This is a genomic window from Janthinobacterium sp. 1L-D-8-B-C4, assembly GCF_057291295.1.
In genome coordinates, this window is record NZ_JBXAVX010000004.1 from 142,339 (window position 1) to 161,994 (window position 19,656).

Sequence of the window (19,656 nt, forward strand, 5' to 3'; positions counted from 1 at the left end):
CACAGTGTAGCCGTATCCGTATTTACTGCCCCGCCAGCGCCACCACCGGATCCAGCCCCGAGGCCTTGCGCGCCGGCATGAAGCCGAACACCAGGCCCGTTACCACGGCGCAGGCAAAGGCGCCGCCGATGGCGCTGAGGGAAAAGATCACCGGCACTTGCCATACCAGCAGCAGGCCCGCGAATGCGATGCCGACCACGATGCCGGCCACGCCGCCGACCACCGACACCAGCACCGCCTCGGTCAGGAACTGGCGCAGGATGTCGCGGCGGCGCGCGCCGGTGGCCATGCGGATGCCGATTTCGCGCGTGCGCTCACGCACCGTCATCAGCATTACGTTCATCACGCCGATGCCGCCCACCACCAGCGAGACGGCGGCGATCAGGCTGAGCATCATGGTCATGTTGTCCTGGGTTTTCGCTTCGGCGGCGATCGAGGCGGCCGCGTTGCTGATGCCGTAGTCGCGGATGCGGTGGCGCTCGAACAGGACGGCATCAACTGCCGCCTCGACTTCGGTCACGCGTTTGACGTCCGCCGCCGCCAGCACCGTGTAGGTCGGCTCGCGCTGGCCGAAGACGCGGATGCCGGCGGTGGAAAACGGCAGCAGCAGCACGTCGTCCTCGTCTTTCTCTCCCGTCAGCGCGCCCTTGGTGCTCATCACGCCGATCACCTGGAACGGCACGTTGCCGATCAAAATGCTTTGCCCCACCGGGTTGGCAATATCGGGCATCAGTTTTTCGGCCAGGCGCGAGCCCAGCACCGCCACGGTCGCCATCTCGCGCTCGTCCTGCTCGGTAAAGAAACCGCCTTTCGCCACCGGCCAGGTCTGGATCTGCGGCAGCGCCGGCCCGGTGCCGCGCACATAGGTCTGCACGTCGATATTGCCATGGCGGATGACCTTGTTGCCGGTGACATTCGGCAGCACATGCGAGATGCCCGGCACGTCCTTCAAGGCCTCCAGGTCGCCCAGGGTGATGCTGCGCCCCGGAATGCGCGAACTTTCGCCGCGCGACGACATATACAGCAGGTTCGAGCCGAACGCGCCCAGCTGCGCCATCACCTGCTGGCGCGTGCCCAGGCCAATGGCCAGCATGACGATCACGGAGGCGACACCGATCACGATGCCGAGCAGGGTCAGGCCGGTGCGAAAGCGGTTGATCCATAGTACGCGCCAGGCCGCGCGCGCCGCGTCCAGCAATTCCGTGCCCAGCGACGCCCCCGTATCCTGCGCGGCGCGCGACATGTCGAGCGGCGGCAGCGCCGCGGCCGTGGCGGCAATGGCTACCGCGCCCGAGTCTTCGATGATTTCGCCGTCGCGGATCTCGATCACGCGGCGCGCCTGCGCCGCCACCTTGCGGTCGTGGGTAATCAATATGATGGTGTGGCCGGCGTCGGCCAGCTCACCAAGAAGCGCCATGACCTCGGCGCCGCTGCTGCTGTCCAGCGCACCGGTCGGTTCATCTGCCAGGATAATGCGCCCGCCGTTCATCAGCGCACGCGCGATCGACACGCGCTGCTGCTGCCCGCCCGACAACTGGTTCGGGCGATGGTCAAACCGTTCGCCCAGTCCCAGGCGCCGCAGCAGCGCCGCCGAACGCGCATGGCGTTCAGCGGCCGGCATGCCCGCGTACAGGGCCGGCACTTCGACGTTTTCGCGCGCCGATTCGGTGGCGATCAGGTGATAACCCTGGAACACGAAGCCAAAGGCCTCGCGCCGCAGCCAGGCCAGTTCGTCAGGGTTCAGGCTGGCCACGTCCTGGCCGGCGAAGCGATAGGTACCGTCGCTGGGGCGGTCCAGGCAGCCGAGCAGATGCATCAGGGTCGACTTGCCGGAACCGGACGCGCCGACGATGGCGACAAATTCGCCGGCGCCGATGCACAAGCTCACGCCGCGCAGCACCTCGACCGCCGGCGCGCCGTCATGGCCGCCATAGCGCTTGCGGATGCCGTGCAGTTCAATCAAAGGCTCACTCATAGCTGGAACCTGCTGGGGCCATTGCCGGCCGGTTGTTCACCCGTCACCAGCAGTTCACCTTCCTTCAGGCCTTTCAGCACTTCGGCGCTGAGGCGGTTGCGCACGCCCACCGTCACTTCACGTGCATCGACCGTGCCATCAGGCGCCATCACGCGGGCCGTAAACTGGCCGGCTTTCGCGCCTTCGGCGGTCGACGGTGTCAAAGCCGGCAGCGGCACGGCCAGCACATTGTTGGCCGCCGCCGTGACGAACACCACTTGCGCCGTCATCTGCGGCATCAGTTCGCCGTCGGCGTTATCGACGTCGAACAGCACCGTATACAAGATCACCTTGCTGGTCGACGGCGCCAGGGCCGTGCCGGCACTGCTGCCGCCCGGCACCGGTGGCGCCGGCAGCACTTGCCGCACCTTGCCGCTCCAGCGCCGCTGGTCGCCGCCCAAGGTGGTGAAATACACCGGCATCCGGGCGCGCACGCGGCGCACGTCGGCTTCCGACACTTCGGTCCATACCGTCATGGCGGACAAATCGGCGATGCGCAGGATATTCGGTGTCTGGTACGTCGCATTGAGGGTCTGGCCTTCCTTGGCATCGAGGCCCACCACGCTGCCGGCCATCGGCGCGTAAATGCGGGTATAGCCCAGGCGCGCTTCATCGGCCTTCAGGCTGGCCTGGGTCTGGTCGATCTGCGCCTTCAGGTGGTCGATCCTGGCAGCCGCCGAGACCAGGGTGGCCTCGGCCAGCTCCAGCTCGGCCAGCGGAGTGGAATCGAACCTGGCCATCTGCTGCTGGCGCACATGCTGCTGGCCGGCCAGGCGGTGCTGCGCTTTCTGATCCGCCAATTGCGCGCGCAGGCCGGCCAGCGCGGCGCGGCCCGCATCCACGGTGGCCTGCTGCACGCTGGGGTCGATTTCGGCCAGCAGCTGGCCTTTTTCCACCACCGTACCGGGCTGCACGTGCAGGCGCGTGATCTGGCCCGATACCTGGGCGCCTACGTCGACATAGGTTTGCGGCTGCAGCGTGCCGATCGCCGTCACGCTGGCCTCGATGCTGCCGCGCTTGACGGGCGTGGTCTCGAAGATGGTGGCCGGGCCGCGCGTGGTCCACAGGGCGCCGGCGACGATCAGCGCCAGCAGCGCCACGCCGCCAAGAATGGCCGCGCGGCGGGAAGCATAAAACGGTGTCGCCTTGGGTGAAACGTGCATCGGTCTGTCCTTGAGGAAGTTACTGCAGCAGGGTTGCCAGACCTGCCAGCGCGGCGACGGCTGCCAGCAGGGAACTACGAAACAACAATTTCGGCGCATACGGCAGCAGCAGGGCCACGCCAAGCGCGCCGGCCGATAAAAAGCCCAGCCAGGCGACCACGCCAACCGACGCGCTCCAGCCGGCCACGCAAGGCCAGATGGCCAGCGCCAGCAGCGCGCTGCCGGCCAGCTGCAGCGCGCGCCGCACATGGCCGGTGGCGTCGCGGCCGAATACCTGGCCATGATGACGGTCCATCGCCAGCGACAGGCTGGCCATGCCCGCATACGACAGGCCCAGCGCGCACAGGATGGTATTGATCATGCGTTGTTCTCCATGGTGGTTGATCTGTTGATATTGGCCGGTGCGGTTTTCTTCGCTGGCGCGGCGCTCTTGCGCGTGCCGACCTTCCAGGCGCCCCAGGCGGCCAGCAGGCCAAAGCCGATGGCGCACAACTCCACGCCGGCGCTTTCCAGGTCTCCGCGCGCATATTGCGCCGCCAGGTTGTCACCCGTCGTCAGCAGATTCAATAGCGGCAGCAGCAGGCACAGGGCCGCCAGCAGGCCCAGTTGTTCGATCCATGCGCGTTTTTCGCTGCGCAGGCAGGCGTGCAGCAAGGTCAAACACCAGACGCCGAAAAAGGCCCGCACTTCCCAGCCGGCGCGCAGTTCCTGGCCGATGGGGATCAAACGGTTGGCCCACAGGTAGCTGATGCAGGCAATCGACAGGCCGGCAATCGCGGCGATATTCATGCAAGCGACCAGGCGATAGACGCGCGGCGTGGCGGCGCCGAATTCGCCGAGCGACTTCTGGCGCCGCTTGACCAGGAACAGGACGGCGCCGGTGCCCATCATGGCGGTGCCGGCCAGGCCGCACAGGAAATACAGCCAGCGCATGGGCAGGCCGCCAAAGCTGGCCATGTGCAGGCTGGACATGACATTGCGCGTCAGCGCCGCGCCGCCCGTATCCGATTCGCCCGGCTGGCGCACTACCGTTTCAACGCCGGTCGCCAGTGCATAGCAGGCGCGGCCCGTATTGGCACTGATGCGCTCGAGCAGTTCGCTGTCCTCGTTCCAGCCGTACATGCACACGCGCATGGAAGCGTCGTTCGGATTGTCGAGCACCACGGCGCGGATTTCCTGGCCGATGGCCTGCTCGGCGCGCAGAGCGAATTGTTCCAGGTCCGGGATCGCCAGCGGCTGGCCGCTGCGCGCCGGTTTGCCGACATCGTTCCAGTCGGCCAGGAAGGATTTCTTGGCATTGTCCGCGCCGTACTGCGCCACCACCGGCGCCGGTACGTAATCGTCGGCGAAAAACACTAGGCCGGTATAGGCGATCATGAACTGGAACGGCAGGGTCAATACGGCCACCGCGTTATGCGCATCGAGCCAGGAACGCTGGCCCTTGGCCGGGCGGAAGGTAAAGAAGTCCTTGAAGATGCGCTTGTGCGTGATCACGCCGCTCACCAGTGCGACCAGCATGATCATGGTGGTAATGCCGACGATCCAGACGCCAATGCGGCCCGCGTGCAGCTCATAGTGGAAATCGACGAAATGGTGGCCGCCCTGCGTGGCGCGCTGCACGCCTGCGTGGCCATGTTCGATCTGCTTGCCGGTCAACGGGTCGAGATCGGCCGCACCATAGCCGCCCTGCGGCTGGAACCAATAGGCTGACAGGCCTTGACCCGGGCGCTGCACCGGCCAGATTTCCCACATGTCGGCCCTCGGATGCGCCCTGGCCATAAAGTCGAGCGCCAGCTGCAGCCGTTGCGCGCGGTCGGTGACCTTGGGCGGTGGCGGCTCGTTCGCATGCTTTGACTCTTCGATCGCATGCTCGGGCTGCATCCAGTGGCCGATCGGTTCCTCGAATACCGACAGGGTGCCGGTCAGGAAAATGGCGAACAGCAGCCAGGAAATCCACAAGCCGCTCCAGGTATGCAACCAGGCCATGGCCTGGCGCAGGCCGCCCGACTGTGGCATCTTGACGGCTTTTTCCAGCTTCATGCTCATGCGGCACCCCGCGCCAGCAGCAGGCCCAGGCAGCCACACAGCATCGCCGGCAGCAGCATGCCGAGCCAGGCGCGGCGCAGGTCCTGCACCGAAAACACCCAGATCACGGCGCAGGTATAGATCACAAAAGCGCTCAGGGTGGCCGTCTGCACCGCTTCCACGCGTGACAGGGGCAGCGTGGCCGACAGCAGCACCGCCACGCCGGAGGTCAAGGCATAGCCGCCGAAAATGGCCGCCAGCACGCGCGACAACAACAGCATATGGGCCGATTTCATGGCTGTGGCACTCCGTGGATTATTTGTTTCTGTTGCATTACTGCCTCTCTGCGTCAAATGGATGATGAAAACCGCACCCTTCACATACAGGTGCCGCGAGCATGCAAATCGGGCAGTCCTGCTGCATATTATTTTCGAGGGATGGCGGCTATGGCGCCGGTTCGACCGAGACCCAGTAGCGCGTGCGGCTGCGCACCTGCACCGGCAGCGAATTGGGCAGCATGTTCAGGATGCGTTCCGTGTCGAACAGCGGGAACACGCCCGACAGGCGCAGCCGGGCCACTTCCGGCGCGCAGTGGATCAGGCCCGGGCGGTAGCGCGACAGGTCGGCCAGGAACTCGCCCAGGGTCACGTCGTCGACGATCAGCTGGCCGCGCGACCAGGCGTCAAGGTGGGCGTCTATGGCCTGTGGCGCGGCGGGACGCTGGCGCGTGAAGGTGGCGCTGTGGCCGGCGGCCAGCCGCAACGGCGCGCCGATGCCGTCCGCGGAGCTTATCTCGACCGCGCTTTCAAACACGGCGACGTGGCTCACGCCATCGCACTGGCGCACCGCAAAGCGCGTGCCAAGCGCGCGCACCCGGCCTTCGCGGGTCGCCACCAGCAACGGCACATCGCTGCCCGCGCCATGCCCGCTGGCCACCATGATTTCGCCGGCCAGCAGTTCGATCAGGCGTTGATGGCCATCGAAGCGCAGGTTGACGGCCGAGGCGGTATTGAGGGTCAGGACGCTGCCGTCAGCCAAGGCGACATCGCGCCGCTCGCCGGTGGCCGTGCGATAGTCGGCCAGCACGGTGCGCGCACCATCGAAGGCGCCGCTGTGCGCGGCCAGCAGGCCGGCGCCACCGGCCACGCCCAGCCACACCAGCAACTGGCGGCGCTTGCCGCCGGCAGGTAGCGCTACATTGGCCAGCGCCTGTGTGGCGGCCCCTTGGTGCACATTGCCAAAACGCCGGGAAAACGCTTCGATATGGGCCCAGGCCCGCGCATGTTCAGGGTCCGCGTCGCGCCAGCGCAACCAGTCGCGGCGCTCCTCGTCGCCCGCCTCGTCCGACATCAGCACGGTCAGCCAGTCGGCCGCCTGCTGCGCCACGGCCTCGCTGAAGGCAGGCTGGTTCAAGGTACTCAAGGTACTCACGACGGCAGCGCAAAAAACACATGCCGGTTGGCGCGCGTCAGGTACTGTTTGACCGAACTGGCCGAGACATCGAGCCGCACGGCGATCTCGGCGTAGCTGAGGCCTTCGAGCTGGGCCAGCAAAAAGGCCGTGCGCACCGGCAGCGGCAAGCCGTCAAGGGCCGCATCGATTTCCTGCAAGGCTTCCAGCGCCAGCAGCCGCTCTTCGGGCGCCGGCGCCACGGCCGGCGGCAGGCAAGCCAGCGCCGCCAGGTAGGCGTCTTCCAGCACTTGGCGCCGGTAGCGGTGCGCCACCAAGCGGCGCGCAATGGTGGCCAGGAAGGGGCGCGCTTCGCGGATCTGCGGCGCCGCGCCACTCGTCAAGACGCTGACAAAGGTATCCTGCGCCAGGTCGGCCGCCTCGCCCACATTGCCCAGCTTGTGCCGCAACCAGCCCTGCAGCCAGCCGTGATGGCTGCTGTAGAGCGCGTGCAGTTGCTGTTGCTGGACAAAGTCGGCGGCGGCCATGGCATTGGGCAGTGATGTAAATAAGAATTATTCTCATTTTAACCCTGAAATGACCCTGCATGCAATCATGGCATTGCCATAAATGCCAAGCTATCACTGCCGATGCGCGACCGTCCCAACGGCGCGATAGAGTAAAATGGCGCCCATCGTCCGGCCTAGAGCCGCCCACTCCCAAGCTTTCCACTGCAGGTTGATCATGCTAGATAATCTTACCCAACGGCTTGCCAAAGTCGTCAAGACCATGCGCGGCGAGGCGCGCCTGACCGAAACCAATACCGCCGAAATGCTGCGCGAAGTGCGCCTGGCGCTGCTCGAAGCCGACGTCGCCCTGCCCGCCGTGCGCGAATTCATCGCCCGCGTCAAGGAAAAATCCATGGGCGAGGAAGTCATTTCCTCGCTGTCGCCGGGCCAGGCCCTGGTTGGCGTGGTACAGCGCGAGCTGGCCGCCATCATGGGCGCCGACCTCGGCCCCGAAGCGTCGCAACTCAGTTTTGCGCAGCAGCCGCCCGCCATCATTTTGATGGCAGGTCTGCAGGGCGTGGGTAAAACCACCACCGTCGGCAAGCTGGCCAAATACCTGAAAGAAGAAAAGAAGAAAAAAGTGCTGACCGTCTCGGCCGACGTGTATCGCCCTGCCGCGATCGCCCAGCTGCAATCGGTGACCAGCCAGGTCGGCGCCGACTTCTTCCCGTCCACCGCCACCGACAAGCCGGTCGATATCGCCCTGGCCGCGCTGGACTGGGCGAAAAAGCACTATCACGACGTACTGATCATCGATACGGCCGGCCGTCTCGGCATCGACGAAGAGATGATGCGCGAAATCGCCGCCGTTCACGCGGCCGTGAAACCGATTGAAACCCTGTTCGTGGTCGACGCCATGCTGGGCCAGGACGCCATCAACACGGCCAAGGCCTTCAACGATGCGCTGCCGCTGACCGGTATCGTGCTGACCAAGCTCGATGGCGATGCGCGCGGCGGCGCGGCCCTGTCGGTACGCCATATCACGGGCAAGCCGATCAAGTTTGCCGGCGTGTCGGAAAAACTCGACGGCCTCGAAGCGTTCGACCCGACCCGCATGGCCAACCGCATTCTCGGCATGGGCGACATCCTGGCGCTGGTCGAAGAAGCGCGCAAGGGCGTCGACAGCAAGGCGGCGGCCGATCTGGCGCAGAAGATGAAGGTCGGCGGCAAGTTCGACATGAACGACTTCAAGGCGCAACTGGGCCAGATGAAGAAAATGGGCGGCATGGCCAACCTGATGGACAAATTGCCGGCCCAGTTCCAGCAGGCCGCCGGCGGCAAGAACATGGACCAGGCCGACAAGCAGGTGCGCCGCATGTGCGGCATCATCGACTCGATGACGCCGCAGGAACGCGCCAAGCCTGAACTGATCAAGGCCACTCGCAAGCGCCGCATCGCCGCCGGCGCCGGCGTGCAGGTGCAGGAAGTAAACCGCATGCTGAACCAGTTCGAGCAGATGCAGACGATGATGAAAAAACTGTCTGGCGGCGGCATGATGAAGATGATGCGCAGTATGAAGGGCATGATGCCTGGTCTGAAGTAAGGTATTGAGCCTTCCGGATCGACGTTCCGGAAGCTGTTTTGCGGCCGCAAAAATCAGTAAAACGATATGTTAAATAATGCCGGGCAGCATGTTCCTCAGCCCGGCATTTCCCCCTCCCCGCATAGCCAGCAACCATGCCGTTTTCAGGCAAAAACACCCTGGCAAGCCCTTCCAAGCTGCGCCCGGGCGACAGAGGGAGGTTTTCGCTGCTTTTTTCCTCGTGAAAACGTGAAAATCGCTTGCATACTGTGTAAATCCCCACCAATATTAGCCGTGCGATTAATTGCGCAATTTCCCATGTGTTTGTTAAGGAGGCTCGAAGATGGCAACAGCCAAAAAAACCCCAGTAGCAGCGCCAGCCAAGGCAGCAGCAGCCAAGCCTGCAGCCGCCAAGAAAGCAGCACCCGCAGCCAAAGCCGCACCAGCGGCAAAACCCGCAGCCAAGCCGGCTGCGAAACCGGCAGCGGCGAAGAAAGCGGCAGCACCGGCAACACCACGCAAGCCAAACGCAGCCTTCATGAAAGAAATGACGCCATCCAAGGATCTGGCAGCCGTCGTTGGCGCAGCACCACTGCCGCGCACTGAAGTGACCAAGAAGGTCTGGGATTACATCAAAAAACTCGACCTGCAAGATCCGGCCAACCGCCGCATGATCAATGCCGACGACAAACTGAAAGCCGTTTTTGGCGGCAAGGCCCAAGTCTCCATGTTTGAAATGACGAAACTGATCTCCGATCATTTGAAATAATCAGCTACCCGCCGGCCATCCAGCCGAGCGAGTGCCCCGCCGCTTTACTGCGAGCGGGGTATTTTTTTGGGTCAGCCCCTGATGCCGTCAAGTTAGCGCCCCCAGGAGCCCGCACAGGTGCATAGGGCCAGCGAGCCTGAAAAATGTCGAGGGCAAGGCGCAGCGATGCAGACAGTACGCATGTACGGCAAGGAGCTGCAACGCCGCCATCGGCATTTTCTCGGGCTCGCGTCTCCGGCCCGCCGTTTTTACGCTTTGCGTCTTCCAATACGTCAGACAGCCTATTTGAGCTCCCACTGCACCCACGCGGCGCGTACCGCATTCGGATACTCCGGTCGTCCCCGGCTGCCGTTATACCGCCCCAGCGCCAGGAACAAATCGCCTTTTTCCATATCCAGGTACATGCGCAGGATCGCACAGCCATAGCGCAAATTGGTCTGCATGTGAAACAGCTTGCTGCGGTCATGGTCGCCGATCACGCCGGTCCAGAATGGCATCACCTGCATGTAGCCGCGCGCGCCGGCCAGCGAGACGGCATATTTGCGGTAGGCGGATTCGACCTGGATCAGGCCCAGCACCAGCGCCGGCTCCAGGCCTGCGCGGCGCGCTTCATACCAGACGGTTTCCAGGAATTCCGTGCGCAGCTGGGTGTCCGGGAGTTTGCGCTGCAGGCGCTGCGACATCTGCGCCAGCCATTGCTGGTAGCGTTGCAGCTCCAGCGGATTGGCAAAGGTGGGTTGAGGCGGGCGCTCGTCGCGGATCGCATTCGACAGCGCCAGGCGCACCGAGTCGGCCAGCGCTTCTTCCTTCTGGTTGCCGGCCTGCGCAAGCGGAGCGCAGGCCAGGCAGGCGGCCAGCGCGAGCGCGCCGGCCGTTTTCATGAACAACACGCGGATCACTGCGCCATTTTGGCCTGGATAAAAGCGACGATGTCGCTTGGCGCCACGCCAGTTGCCTCGGTATCGCGGCGGCCCTGGTATTCCAGCTTGCCTTCCTTCAGGCCACGCTCGCCGATAACGATGCGGTGTGGCACGCCGATCAGCTCCCAGTCGGCAAACATGGCGCCAGGGCGCTGGCCGCGGTCATCGAGGATGACGTCGACGCCAGCGCCTTGCAGGGCCGCGTAGAGCTGTTCCGTCTGTTCCTTGACCAGTTCGCTGCGGTCCATGCCCATCGGGCACAGCACCACTTCGAATGGCGCGATCGAGGCTGGCCAGATAATGCCCTTGTCGTCGAAGTTCTGCTCGATGGCGGCGCCCAGGATGCGCGTGATGCCGATGCCGTAGCAACCCATCTGCAGCGGCGCAGGCTTGCCGTTTTCGTCAAGGAAGGTGGCTTTCATGCTTTCCGAGTAGGCCGTACCGAGCTGGAACACGTGGCCGACTTCGATGCCGCGCTCGATCGCCAGCACGCCCTTGCCGTCCGGCGAAGCGTCACCGGCGACGACGTTGCGCAGGTCGGCCACAATGGCAGCTTCCGGCAGGTCGCGCCCCCAGTTGGCGCCCGTGTAATGGAAACCGGCGTCATTGGCGCCGCAGACGAAGTCGCTCATCTGGGCAACCGTGCGGTCGGCCACCACTGTCACCGGCAGTTTGGTGCCGATCGGGCCCAGGTAGCCAGGAATCGAGCCATACACTTCCAGCAGCTCTTCTTCGGTGGTGAAGCGGTGCTCGCCCAGGCCGGCGACCTTGCCGACCTTGATCTCGTTCAGTTCATGGTCGCCGCGCAGCAGCAGCATGAAGTGCTGTTTGGTGACCTTGCCGTCTTTTTCGGTTTCCGCCGTCAGCGCGATGGTTTTCACGGTGCGCGCCAGGTCGATGCCGAGCAAGGCGGCCACGGTTTCGCACTTGACGGTGTCCGGGGTCGCGGTTTTCACCAGTTCCTGGGCAGGCGCGGCGCGCTCGCCCGTCAACGGCAGCGCTTCGGCCGCTTCCATATTGGCCGCGTAGTCCGAGGTCGGGCAGTACACCAGCGCGTCTTCGCCGGTATGGGCGATGACGTGGAATTCATGCGAACCGGAGCCGCCGATGGCGCCGTTGTCGGCCGCCACCGCACGGAACTTCAGGCCGAAGCGCGTGAAGATGCGGGTATAGGCGTCGAACATGACCTTGTACGACGCCTGCATGCCGGCCAGGTCGCGGTCGAACGAATAGGCGTCCTTCATGGTGAATTCGCGGCCGCGCATCAGGCCGAAGCGCGGACGGCGCTCGTCGCGGAACTTGGTCTGGATATGATAAAAATTGAGCGGCAGCTGGCGGTAGGACTTGATTTCCGTGCGCACCACGTCGGTGATGACTTCTTCCGAGGTCGGCTGGATCGCGTATTCGCGGCCATGGCGGTCTTTCACGCGCATCAGTTCGGCGCCCATCTTGTCCCAGCGGCCCGTCTCCTGCCACAGTTCGGCCGGCTGTACCAGCGGCATCAGCAGCTCGATGGCGGCGGCCTGGTTCATCTCCTCGCGCACGATGGCTTCCACTTTGCGGATCACGCGCAGGCCCATCGGCATGTAGGTATAAATGCCGGAACCGAGGCGTTTGATCATGCCTGCACGCATCATCAATTGGTGGCTGACGATTTCCGCGTCAGAAGGGGCATCTTTGAGTGTCGAGATAAAAAAACGGGAGGCGCGCATAACGGTGAATTCTTTTTAAAAAGAGAGGGTTATAATCAACCTAATTTTAAAGGATTAGCTGGCTGATGCGTCCATACTTTATACAAATGCGCTCAATTGGTGCGATTCCAGCCCTTTTCGCACCCCGAAAAGACCGTTGGCACGCGGAGTTGTAGGCATTTATGTAAAAAAAGACGCGCTGTCGCAGAAAGTTTGAGGTGTTTTATGCTCGACCGTGAAGGGTTTCGGCCCAACGTCGGCATCATCCTGCTAAACGCCCAGAACGAGGTGTGGTGGGGCAAGCGGGTGCGCGAGCACTCATGGCAGTTTCCGCAAGGCGGTATCAAATATGGCGAAACACCGGAACAAGCCATGTTTCGCGAACTTGAAGAGGAAATCGGACTCAGACAGGAACACGTCAAAATTGTCGGCCGCACCCGCGACTGGCTGCGCTATGAAGTGCCGGATCACTTCATCAAGCGCGAGATTCGTGGCCATTACCGTGGCCAGAAGCAGATTTGGTTTCTGCTGAGAATGTGCGCGCGCGATAACGACGTCAACCTGCGCCTGACCGATCATCCCGAGTTCGACGCCTGGCGCTGGCATGAGTACTGGGTCCCGCTCGATGTCGTGATTGAATTCAAGCGTGATGTCTACCAGCGCGCCTTGCAGGAGCTGTCGCGCTTCCTGACCTGGCCCGTGCATGGCAACACGCAGCAGCCGCACCGCCATACCTCGCGCTATTTGCGCCAGCCCCATGCGCCCCGTGCGCAAGAGGCCGGTGCAGCGGCCAAGGCAGGCGAGGAAGGCAAACTGGAAATCGCCACACCGGAACTGATACTGCCGGGCAAACTTTAGCCGGCATCAATTCAGCGTCCCACGCAAAAGGGCAGCCCTCGCAGGCTGCCCTTTTTTTATGCCGGCAAACTTGCCGCCGGCGTGATTCTTAGTTTGCCGCGACCGCTGGCGCGGCAGCTGCGGCTGGTACTTCCAGCGTGAATGCCTTCAAGCCCAGGATATCGCTGCTGTAGTGGCGGATCTTGTTCGCCAGCGCCGGGTCGCCATTGAGCTTCTGGCCATACGATGGCACCATTTCCAGCATCTTGGCCTGCCATTGCGGCGTGGCCAGGCGGTCCTTGAAGGCGGTTTGCAGCACCTTGATCATGATCGGCGGCGCAGTCGACGCGCCTGGCGAGGCACCCAGCAGGGCCACGATGCTGCCATCGGCGGCGCCGACCACTTCGGTGCCGAACTGCAGCAAGCCGCCCTTGACCGGATCATCCTTGACGATCTGCACGCGCTGGCCGGCGTTCTGCAAGGTCCAGTCTTCCATCTTGGCGTTCGGCAGGTATTCGCGCAGCGTGGCCAGGCGATCTTCCGGCGAATTCATCACTTGCTGCACCAGGTATTTGGTCAGCGGAATATTGTCGTAGCCGGCTTGCAACATCGGCTTGATATTGCCGGTGCCGATCGATGCTGGCAGGTCGATCCACGAACCGTTTTTCAGGAACTTGGTCGAGAAGGTGGCGAACGGGCCAAACAGCAGCGCTTTCTTGCCATCGATAATGCGGGTATCCAAATGCGGCACCGACATCGGCGGCGAACCGACCGAGGCTTTGCCGTAGACCTTGGCCGCATGCGCTTCGACCAGGGCCGGATTGGTGGTCACCAGCCATTGGCCGCCGACCGGCACGCCGCCGAAGCCCTTGGCTTCAGGAATGCCCGATTTTTCCAGCAGCGGCAGCGAACCGCCGCCAGCGCCGATAAACACGAACTTGGCGCGCACGTTCTTTTCCGTGTCATCGGCCAGGTTCTTGACGGTGACGTTCCACACGCCATCGGCGCCGCGCTTGATGTCTTCCACCTGGTGGCGCAGGTGCAAGGTCATGCCGTGGCTGTCGGTCAGGTATTTGACCAGGCCGCGCGTCAGGTTGCCGAAGTTGACGTCGGTACCGATGTCCATGCGGGTTGCCGCCACTTTCTGGTTCTTGTCACGGCCTTGCATGACCAGCGGCGCCCACTGTGCGATCTGGTTGTAGTCTTCCGAGAACAGCATGCCCTTGAACAGGTTTTCCTGTTGCAGCGCGGCGTAGCGCTTCTTCAGGAAAGTGATATTGTCGTCGCCCCACACAAAGCTCATGTGCGGCACATTGTTGATGAAGGTCTGCGGCGCGCCCAGGTGCTTGCTGGCCACCTGGTAGGCCCAGAACTGCTTTGAAACTTCGAACTGCTCGTTGATGGCAACGGCCTTCTTGGTTTCGATGCTGCCGTCGGCCGCTTCCGGGGTGTAGTTCAATTCAGCGAACGCCGAGTGGCCGGTGCCCGCATTGTTCATCGCGTCCGAGCTTTCGGCCGACACGGAATCCATGCGCTCGAACATTTCCATCGTCAGCGACGGATCGAGTTCCTTGAGCATGCTGCCCAGGGTGGCACTCATGGTGCCGGCGCCCACCAGCAGCACGTCGAGCGGCTTGTCCGTCGACGCCGGCGGCGTCTTGTCACATGCCGCCAGGATCAGGCACGACATCAAAATTAATAGCGATTTACGCATGGATAACTCCGTTATGAATACTGAGGGTTGGCTCTTCCAGGCCACCAGGGCGGCAGGTGCAAGATCATCGGAAAACAGCTATCCCTCCAGCGCAAAAAACGGCCGGATCGTGGATATTGATGGTGATGAAACCAGCATGCATGCCGCCGCCGCGCCGCAGGTGGCGGCAGCGATCGGGTGGCGATGGTGCGGACAAGGAAAACACGGCGCCGCTGTTGTTTCGGCCCTCGCGCGGGGCCAAAATCACAACAAATAGACGGCTATGTCCATAGCAAATATCAAGAACAGCGATTTTATCACCGTTATTTGCCCTTGCCGGGCCGCCAGGATCGTGGATAACACTTACTTTGGAGTATTAATTTCGGCGTAACCGGACGTTAACAAAACGCGGTTGAAGAGGCGGCGGCAGCGTGGAAACCGCCGCCGGGGAAGTGTGAAAGCGCGGTTTTGACTACGGGTGCTGCCAGCTTTTATAGACGATTTCAATGCTGTAGCCATCAGGATCGAAGAAACTGGCGGCATAGTAGCGCGGGTCGTAATACAGGCGCGCACCCGGTGCGCCGTTGTCGACAGCGCCGGCGCCGATCGCTGCTGCATACGCCGCATCGACCTCGGCGCAGCTGTTGGCCACGAAGCCGACATGCGCCGCACGCGCATCGACCGCCCCCTGCCGCAGCCAGAAAAAGATGCGGCCGTTGGCGCCGAAGCCCTTCAGATCCGGGTGCCCGGGCGGGCCATCCTTGCCGTCATAGTCGACCCGGCTTTTGATGCCGAGCGGCTGGAACACGGCACTGTAGAACGCGATGGAACGTTCAAAATCCGTGACGTTGATAAAGACATGGTCGAGCATGGCCCAGCTCCTTTTTTTAAATGTTGTAGCCACCGCCGACTTCGATCGTCTGCGCATTGACCCAGCCATTATCACTCGATAACAGGCTGGCGATCACCTTGCCCACATCGTCGGCCGCGCCGATCCGGCCCAGCGCCGTCTGGCCGGCCAGCATGGTTTCGAATCCCGGGTTCTGGTCAAACGTCGCGCCGGTCATGTCGGTGCGGATCGCGCCCGGCGAAATGGCGTTGGCGCGGATGCCGCGCGCACCGAATTCCTTCGCCATATAACGCGTCAGCACTTCCAGGCCGCCCTTGAAGGCCGCATACGGCGCGGCGCCGGGCGTCGCCACGCGGGTGGTAGCGCTGGTCATGTTGACGATATGGCCGCCGTCGGCCAGCAGCGGCAGCAAGGCCTGGGTCAGGAAGAACGGCCCTTTCAGGTGCACGTTCAGCAGACCGTCGAATTCGGCTTCGGTGACGGACGCGATGGCGTTGAAGTTGCCATAGCCGGCATTGTTGACCAGACCATCGAAGCTGTCGCGGCCCCAGGTCGCGTGCAATGCGGTGGCCAGCCGGTCGCGGAAGCCGGCGAAGGTAGCGACATTGCCGACATCGAGCGCCAGCGCCACCGCCTTGCCGCCGGCCGCGACGATCTGCCGCACCACGGCGTCGGCGCCGGCCGCATGGCTGTTATAGGTCACGACCACGCCCATGCCCTTGCTGGCGCATTGCAGTGCGGTGCTGGCGCCGATGCCGCGGCTGCCGCCGGTAATCACGATGATGTTCATTTGAAGCTCCTTGAGGTGTGTGGTAGTGCCGCCATCGTAGGCGTCAGCGGATGGTCTTGCGTGCCGCTTCCTGCCGCAAACCTGCCCGATTCTGCTTTTCGCTTGTTTCCGTGCTTGTGCATTTGTCCGGTTTGCGATTAGATGGCGCCATGGATACGCAATTGAACGAACTCAGGACCCTGGCCGCCAGGGCGCAGAACCGGCTGACGCAGACCGGCATCCCACGGGTGGCCATGGTGCAGGGCGCCATCCCCGAACACGAACTGGCGGCCGTGTATCAACCGATGGTCAACCTGATCCTGCAAGGCAGCAAGTCGATGACGGTCGGCGAACAAGTGCTGCACTACTGCCCTGCGAATTATTTCGTGATGTCGGTCGACCTGCCGGCCGTCGGCACCATCTGGCCGGCCGCCACGGGCGAACCCTACCTGGCGGTGGCGCTGACGCTCGATCCTTCCATCATTGCCGGCCTGCTGGCCGACTTGCCTGAACCTGCCCGGGCGGAACGCGCAGTGGCCGGGTTTTCGGTGGCGGCCGTGACCGAAGAACTGATGGACGCCTGGGTGCGCATGCTGCGCCTGATGGACCGGCCGCTTGATATCGCCGCGCTGGCGCCCGCCTATGAGCGGGAAATCCTGTACCGGGTACTGCAAGGGCCGCATGGCGCCATGCTGCGCGAGATCGCCACGCCCGACACGGCGATGGCCCGCGTGAGCCGCGCGATCACCGTGATACGCCGCGATTTCGACCAGCCGCTGCCGGTGGAAACACTGGCCGAACAGGCGATGATGAGCGTGTCGGCGTTCCACCGCCACTTCAAGGCCGTCACCGCCATGAGCCCCTTGCAATACCAGAAGCGCATCCGGCTGCTGCGCGCGCGTACCCTGCTGACGGCCGCCGGCAAGAGCGTCACCGCCGCCGCGTTTGACGTGGGCTATGAAAGCGCGACCCAGTTCAGCCGCGAATATGCACGGGCCTTCGGCCTGCCGCCGGCACGTGACGCGGCGCGCATCGTGGCCGGCTTTCGCATTCCATCGCAATAAACGGATGGCCGGCATGCCGTGAAACTGGTCTGATGCGGCTTTCCCCAACAGGAGTCCCGCATGCATTTCCGACTTTCCGGCCTGTCGCCGCTGCCGTTTCAACACTTGTATGGCCTGCCCGAGGCCGAACTGAAACAACTCGGCGTACTGCGTTACATGGTCGATACGAAGCCTGGCTTTCCCGACCGGATCACCATGGAGGATGCCGAGCCGGGGCAGACCGTGCTGCTATTGAATCACGTCTGCCAGGATGCCGACACGCCCTATCGCGCCTCGCATGCGATTTTTATTCGCGAGGGCGCCACGCAGCAGTATGACGCCGTCGACCAGGTACCGGACTCGCTGCGAATCAGGCTGCTGTCGCTGCGCGCCTATGATGAGCATGGCATGATGCTCGACGCCGATGTGGTGGAAGGCACGGCGATTGAAAGCGTGATCGCAAGGCTGTTTGCCGATCCGGCGGTCGGCTATATCCATGTGCATAACGCCAGGCGGGGTTGCTATGCGGGCCGCATTGACCGGGCCTGAATCAGGGGGCAAGTACGCATTGCGCGTACGCGGTACAATATCGCCTGCCCTTTTCAGCCTCAAGCCAAAACGATGTTCAATCCTTCTTCCGACGATGTGCGCCGCTTCTTTTGCGACACCTTGCGCAAGCACCGCGCCCGTGAAATCCTGTCGCCGATGGAAGCGATCGCGATCGACTGGATCCTCGAGCATCCCGAATATGAACACGAATTGAGTGACGTCGAAGCGGCGCTGGCGCGCGACTATTCGGTCGAAGGCGGCCAGGCGAATCCGTTTTTGCACCTGTCCATGCACCTGTCGATCACGGAACAGGTACAGGTGGACCAGCCGCGCGGCATCCGCACGGCGGTCCAGCAGCTGTCCCAGCGCCTCGATTCGGCCCACGCCGCCCAACACGAAGTGATGGAATGCCTGGGCCAGATGATCTGGGCCTCGCAGCGTTCCGGCCTGCCGCCCGATACCGACGCGTATATTGACTGCGTGCGGCGCCGCTGACCAGGTAGTATCATGTTGCCAAGAAAAGCATCCCCTAAAGGATATCTTGGCCTCTCACACGATTCTTGTACTCGGTGGTTACGGCTTTTTCGGCACCCGCATTTGCGCGGCGCTGGCCGGCAACCAGGCGATCCATCTGCTGGTGGCCGGGCGCGACGCCGCCAGGGCCTGTTGCGCAGCCTGCTGCCACTGGTCAGGCCGCTGCACGCCATCAGCCACTGGGTGGAACCGCTGGTCAGCGACAAGGGCGCGATGTTCGTGACCTTGCAAGGCACGGGGCTCGATGGCCTGCCTTTGATACTGACATGGCAATTGCTGGCGGCGCAAAACCACGGGCCGCATATCCCGTGCGGCGCGTCGATCGCGCTGGCGAACCGCCTGGCCAACGCCGGCAGCGCTGGCGCGCCGCTGCCGCGCGGTGCGATGCCCTGCGTCGGCCTGCTCACGGTGGAAGCCTACTTGGCCGCACTGCAAGGCCATGACGTGACCGAGGTGCCGGCATGAGCTGGTATCTGTTCGTCAAATGGCTGCATATTCTCAGCGCCACCATCCTGTTTGGCACCGGCATCGGCATCGCGTTCTTCAAGTGGATCAACGACCGAAGCGGCGAGGTGCGCGCGATCCGCCTGTCGGCCGAAAAGACCGTGCTGGCCGACTGGCTGTTTACCACGCCGGCCGTCATCGTCCAGCCGCTGTCCGGACTGGCGCTGGCGCACCTGGCCGGCTATCCGATCATGTCCGGCTGGGTCTTCGCCTCGATGCTGCTGTATGCGCTGGCCGGCGCCTGCTGGCTGCCCGTGGTGTGGCTGCAGATCCGCATGCGCGACCTGGCCCGCCTGGCAGACGACGCGGGCACGCCGCTGCCCCGCCTGTACTGGACCTATGCACGCTGCTGGTTCTGGCTCGGCGTGCCGGCATTTGTCGCGCTGATGCTGGTCTACTGGCTGATGGTCGCCAAGCCCACGCCATGACGGCAGCGAACCTGCAGCGGCTGTACTGGGCCATGCGCCTCGGCATGGCCTTCATCTGGCTATGGACGGCGTTTGTATCCTGGTATCTGTATCCGCATGCCGAATCGCTCGCATGGCTGCGCCGCAGCGGCATCACGCTGCATACGGAACACGTGTTTGCCGCCTCCTGCCTGGCCGACCTGGCGATGGGCATCGCCTCGCTGTTCCATGCCAGGCCATGGCTGTGGTGGACGCAGTGCACGCTGGTGGCCGGCTATACCCTGGTGATCGCCATCTTCCTGCCGGAATTTTTGATCCACCCTTTCGGGCCGCTGACGAAAAACATTCCGCTGCTCGCCGGCCTCGTCTTCCTGGCGATGCAGGAGAAAAGCCGTGGCTAGCACGGCT

General features: G+C 63.5%; 22 protein-coding genes. 10 read left to right on the forward strand and 12 right to left on the reverse strand.

Going from position 1 to position 19,656, the window contains the following annotated elements:
• Window positions 1-22 precede the first annotated feature (22 nt).
• From AC0Z42_RS09400 to AC0Z42_RS09430, 7 genes are all read right to left on the reverse strand, one after another.
• Window positions 23-1,975 carry a MacB family efflux pump subunit gene (locus AC0Z42_RS09400; protein ID WP_485467960.1) on the reverse strand — a complete coding sequence of 651 codons (1,953 nt, stop codon included), beginning with the start codon at window positions 1,973-1,975 and terminating at the stop codon, window positions 23-25.
• Window positions 1,972-3,177, reverse strand: a complete 1,206-nt coding sequence (locus AC0Z42_RS09405) for an efflux RND transporter periplasmic adaptor subunit (RefSeq protein WP_485467961.1) — start codon at window positions 3,175-3,177, stop codon at window positions 1,972-1,974. Before AC0Z42_RS09405 ends, AC0Z42_RS09400 begins: the two co-directional genes overlap by 4 nt.
• A gap of 19 nt (window positions 3,178-3,196) precedes the next feature.
• Window positions 3,197-3,538, reverse strand: coding sequence for a DUF3325 domain-containing protein (locus AC0Z42_RS09410; RefSeq protein ID WP_485467962.1), 342 nt, complete (start codon window positions 3,536-3,538; stop codon window positions 3,197-3,199).
• Window positions 3,535-5,217: a PepSY-associated TM helix domain-containing protein gene (locus AC0Z42_RS09415; RefSeq protein ID WP_485468168.1), complete on the reverse strand. Its 1,683-nt coding sequence runs from the start codon at window positions 5,215-5,217 to the stop codon at window positions 3,535-3,537. The genes AC0Z42_RS09410 and AC0Z42_RS09415 overlap by 4 nt, the downstream gene beginning before the upstream one ends.
• Window positions 5,218-5,219: 2 nt before the next feature.
• The gene (locus AC0Z42_RS09420) at window positions 5,220-5,498 is read right to left on the reverse strand and encodes a hypothetical protein (RefSeq protein WP_485467963.1); all 279 of its coding nucleotides are present in this window, start codon (window positions 5,496-5,498) and stop codon (window positions 5,220-5,222) included.
• A 148-nt stretch (window positions 5,499-5,646) separates the two neighbouring features.
• On the reverse strand, window positions 5,647-6,633 hold the full coding sequence (locus AC0Z42_RS09425) for a FecR domain-containing protein (RefSeq protein WP_485467964.1): 987 nt from the start codon (window positions 6,631-6,633) through the stop codon (window positions 5,647-5,649).
• The gene (locus AC0Z42_RS09430; protein ID WP_485467965.1) at window positions 6,630-7,139 is read right to left on the reverse strand and encodes a sigma-70 family RNA polymerase sigma factor; all 510 of its coding nucleotides are present in this window, start codon (window positions 7,137-7,139) and stop codon (window positions 6,630-6,632) included. The genes AC0Z42_RS09425 and AC0Z42_RS09430 overlap by 4 nt, the downstream gene beginning before the upstream one ends.
• Before the next feature lie 196 nt (window positions 7,140-7,335).
• Between AC0Z42_RS09430 and ffh the strand changes: the two genes are divergently transcribed.
• Both ffh and AC0Z42_RS09440 read left to right on the forward strand, forming a co-directional pair.
• Complete coding sequence (ffh, locus tag AC0Z42_RS09435; RefSeq protein WP_485467966.1) at window positions 7,336-8,703, forward strand: signal recognition particle protein; 1,368 nt, start codon at window positions 7,336-7,338, stop codon at window positions 8,701-8,703.
• Between the two features lie 322 nt (window positions 8,704-9,025).
• Window positions 9,026-9,451, forward strand: coding sequence for an SWIB/MDM2 domain-containing protein (locus AC0Z42_RS09440; protein ID WP_485467967.1), 426 nt, complete (start codon window positions 9,026-9,028; stop codon window positions 9,449-9,451).
• Window positions 9,452-9,732: 281 nt separating this feature from the next.
• Here the strand turns inward: AC0Z42_RS09440 and AC0Z42_RS09445 are convergent, their stop codons facing one another.
• Together AC0Z42_RS09445 and AC0Z42_RS09450 are read right to left on the reverse strand one after the other, a co-directional pair.
• A complete protein-coding gene (locus AC0Z42_RS09445; protein WP_485468169.1) occupies window positions 9,733-10,332 on the reverse strand; it encodes a lytic transglycosylase domain-containing protein in 600 nt (199 codons plus the stop codon).
• Between the two features lie 14 nt (window positions 10,333-10,346).
• Window positions 10,347-12,083 (reverse strand): proline--tRNA ligase, encoded by a 1,737-nt coding sequence (locus AC0Z42_RS09450; RefSeq protein ID WP_485467968.1) that lies wholly within the window; start codon window positions 12,081-12,083, stop codon window positions 10,347-10,349.
• Between the two features lie 204 nt (window positions 12,084-12,287).
• On the opposite strand from AC0Z42_RS09450, the gene AC0Z42_RS09455 reads away from it, so the two are divergent.
• Entirely contained in the window at window positions 12,288-12,920 is a 633-nt protein-coding gene (locus AC0Z42_RS09455; protein ID WP_485467969.1) for an RNA pyrophosphohydrolase, read from the forward strand.
• An 88-nt stretch (window positions 12,921-13,008) separates the two neighbouring features.
• Here AC0Z42_RS09455 and mqo read toward each other — a convergent pair whose 3' ends face one another.
• Window positions 13,009-14,613, reverse strand: coding sequence for a malate dehydrogenase (quinone) (gene mqo / locus AC0Z42_RS09460; RefSeq protein WP_485467970.1), 1,605 nt, complete (start codon window positions 14,611-14,613; stop codon window positions 13,009-13,011).
• Here mqo and AC0Z42_RS09465 point away from each other — a divergent pair.
• Window positions 14,612-14,869, forward strand: a complete 258-nt coding sequence (locus tag AC0Z42_RS09465; RefSeq protein ID WP_485467971.1) for a hypothetical protein — start codon at window positions 14,612-14,614, stop codon at window positions 14,867-14,869. The genes mqo and AC0Z42_RS09465 overlap by 2 nt on opposite strands.
• A 195-nt stretch (window positions 14,870-15,064) precedes the next feature.
• On the opposite strand, the gene AC0Z42_RS09470 is transcribed toward AC0Z42_RS09465, so the two are convergent.
• Window positions 15,065-15,463, reverse strand: a complete 399-nt coding sequence (locus AC0Z42_RS09470; protein WP_485467972.1) for a VOC family protein — start codon at window positions 15,461-15,463, stop codon at window positions 15,065-15,067.
• Between the two features lie 16 nt (window positions 15,464-15,479).
• Window positions 15,480-16,232, reverse strand: coding sequence for an SDR family NAD(P)-dependent oxidoreductase (locus AC0Z42_RS09475; RefSeq protein ID WP_485467973.1), 753 nt, complete (start codon window positions 16,230-16,232; stop codon window positions 15,480-15,482).
• A gap of 149 nt (window positions 16,233-16,381) precedes the next feature.
• Between AC0Z42_RS09475 and AC0Z42_RS09480 the strand changes: the two genes are divergently transcribed.
• From AC0Z42_RS09480 to AC0Z42_RS09505, 6 genes are all read left to right on the forward strand, one after another.
• Window positions 16,382-17,275 (forward strand): AraC family transcriptional regulator, encoded by an 894-nt coding sequence (locus AC0Z42_RS09480; RefSeq protein ID WP_485467974.1) that lies wholly within the window; start codon window positions 16,382-16,384, stop codon window positions 17,273-17,275.
• Window positions 17,276-17,335: 60 nt separating this feature from the next.
• Window positions 17,336-17,803, forward strand: coding sequence for a DUF1203 domain-containing protein (locus tag AC0Z42_RS09485; protein WP_485467975.1), 468 nt, complete (start codon window positions 17,336-17,338; stop codon window positions 17,801-17,803).
• A gap of 72 nt (window positions 17,804-17,875) precedes the next feature.
• Entirely contained in the window at window positions 17,876-18,298 is a 423-nt protein-coding gene (locus AC0Z42_RS09490; protein WP_485467976.1) for a DUF1841 family protein, read from the forward strand.
• 171 nt (window positions 18,299-18,469) lie between these two features.
• Window positions 18,470-18,802, forward strand: coding sequence for a hypothetical protein (locus AC0Z42_RS09495; RefSeq protein ID WP_485467977.1), 333 nt, complete (start codon window positions 18,470-18,472; stop codon window positions 18,800-18,802).
• Entirely contained in the window at window positions 18,799-19,269 is a 471-nt protein-coding gene (locus AC0Z42_RS09500) for a DUF2269 family protein (RefSeq protein ID WP_485467978.1), read from the forward strand. The genes AC0Z42_RS09495 and AC0Z42_RS09500 overlap by 4 nt, the downstream gene beginning before the upstream one ends.
• On the forward strand, window positions 19,266-19,649 hold the full coding sequence (locus tag AC0Z42_RS09505; protein ID WP_485467979.1) for a DoxX-like family protein: 384 nt from the start codon (window positions 19,266-19,268) through the stop codon (window positions 19,647-19,649). The genes AC0Z42_RS09500 and AC0Z42_RS09505 overlap by 4 nt, the downstream gene beginning before the upstream one ends.
• Window positions 19,650-19,656 lie beyond the last annotated feature (7 nt).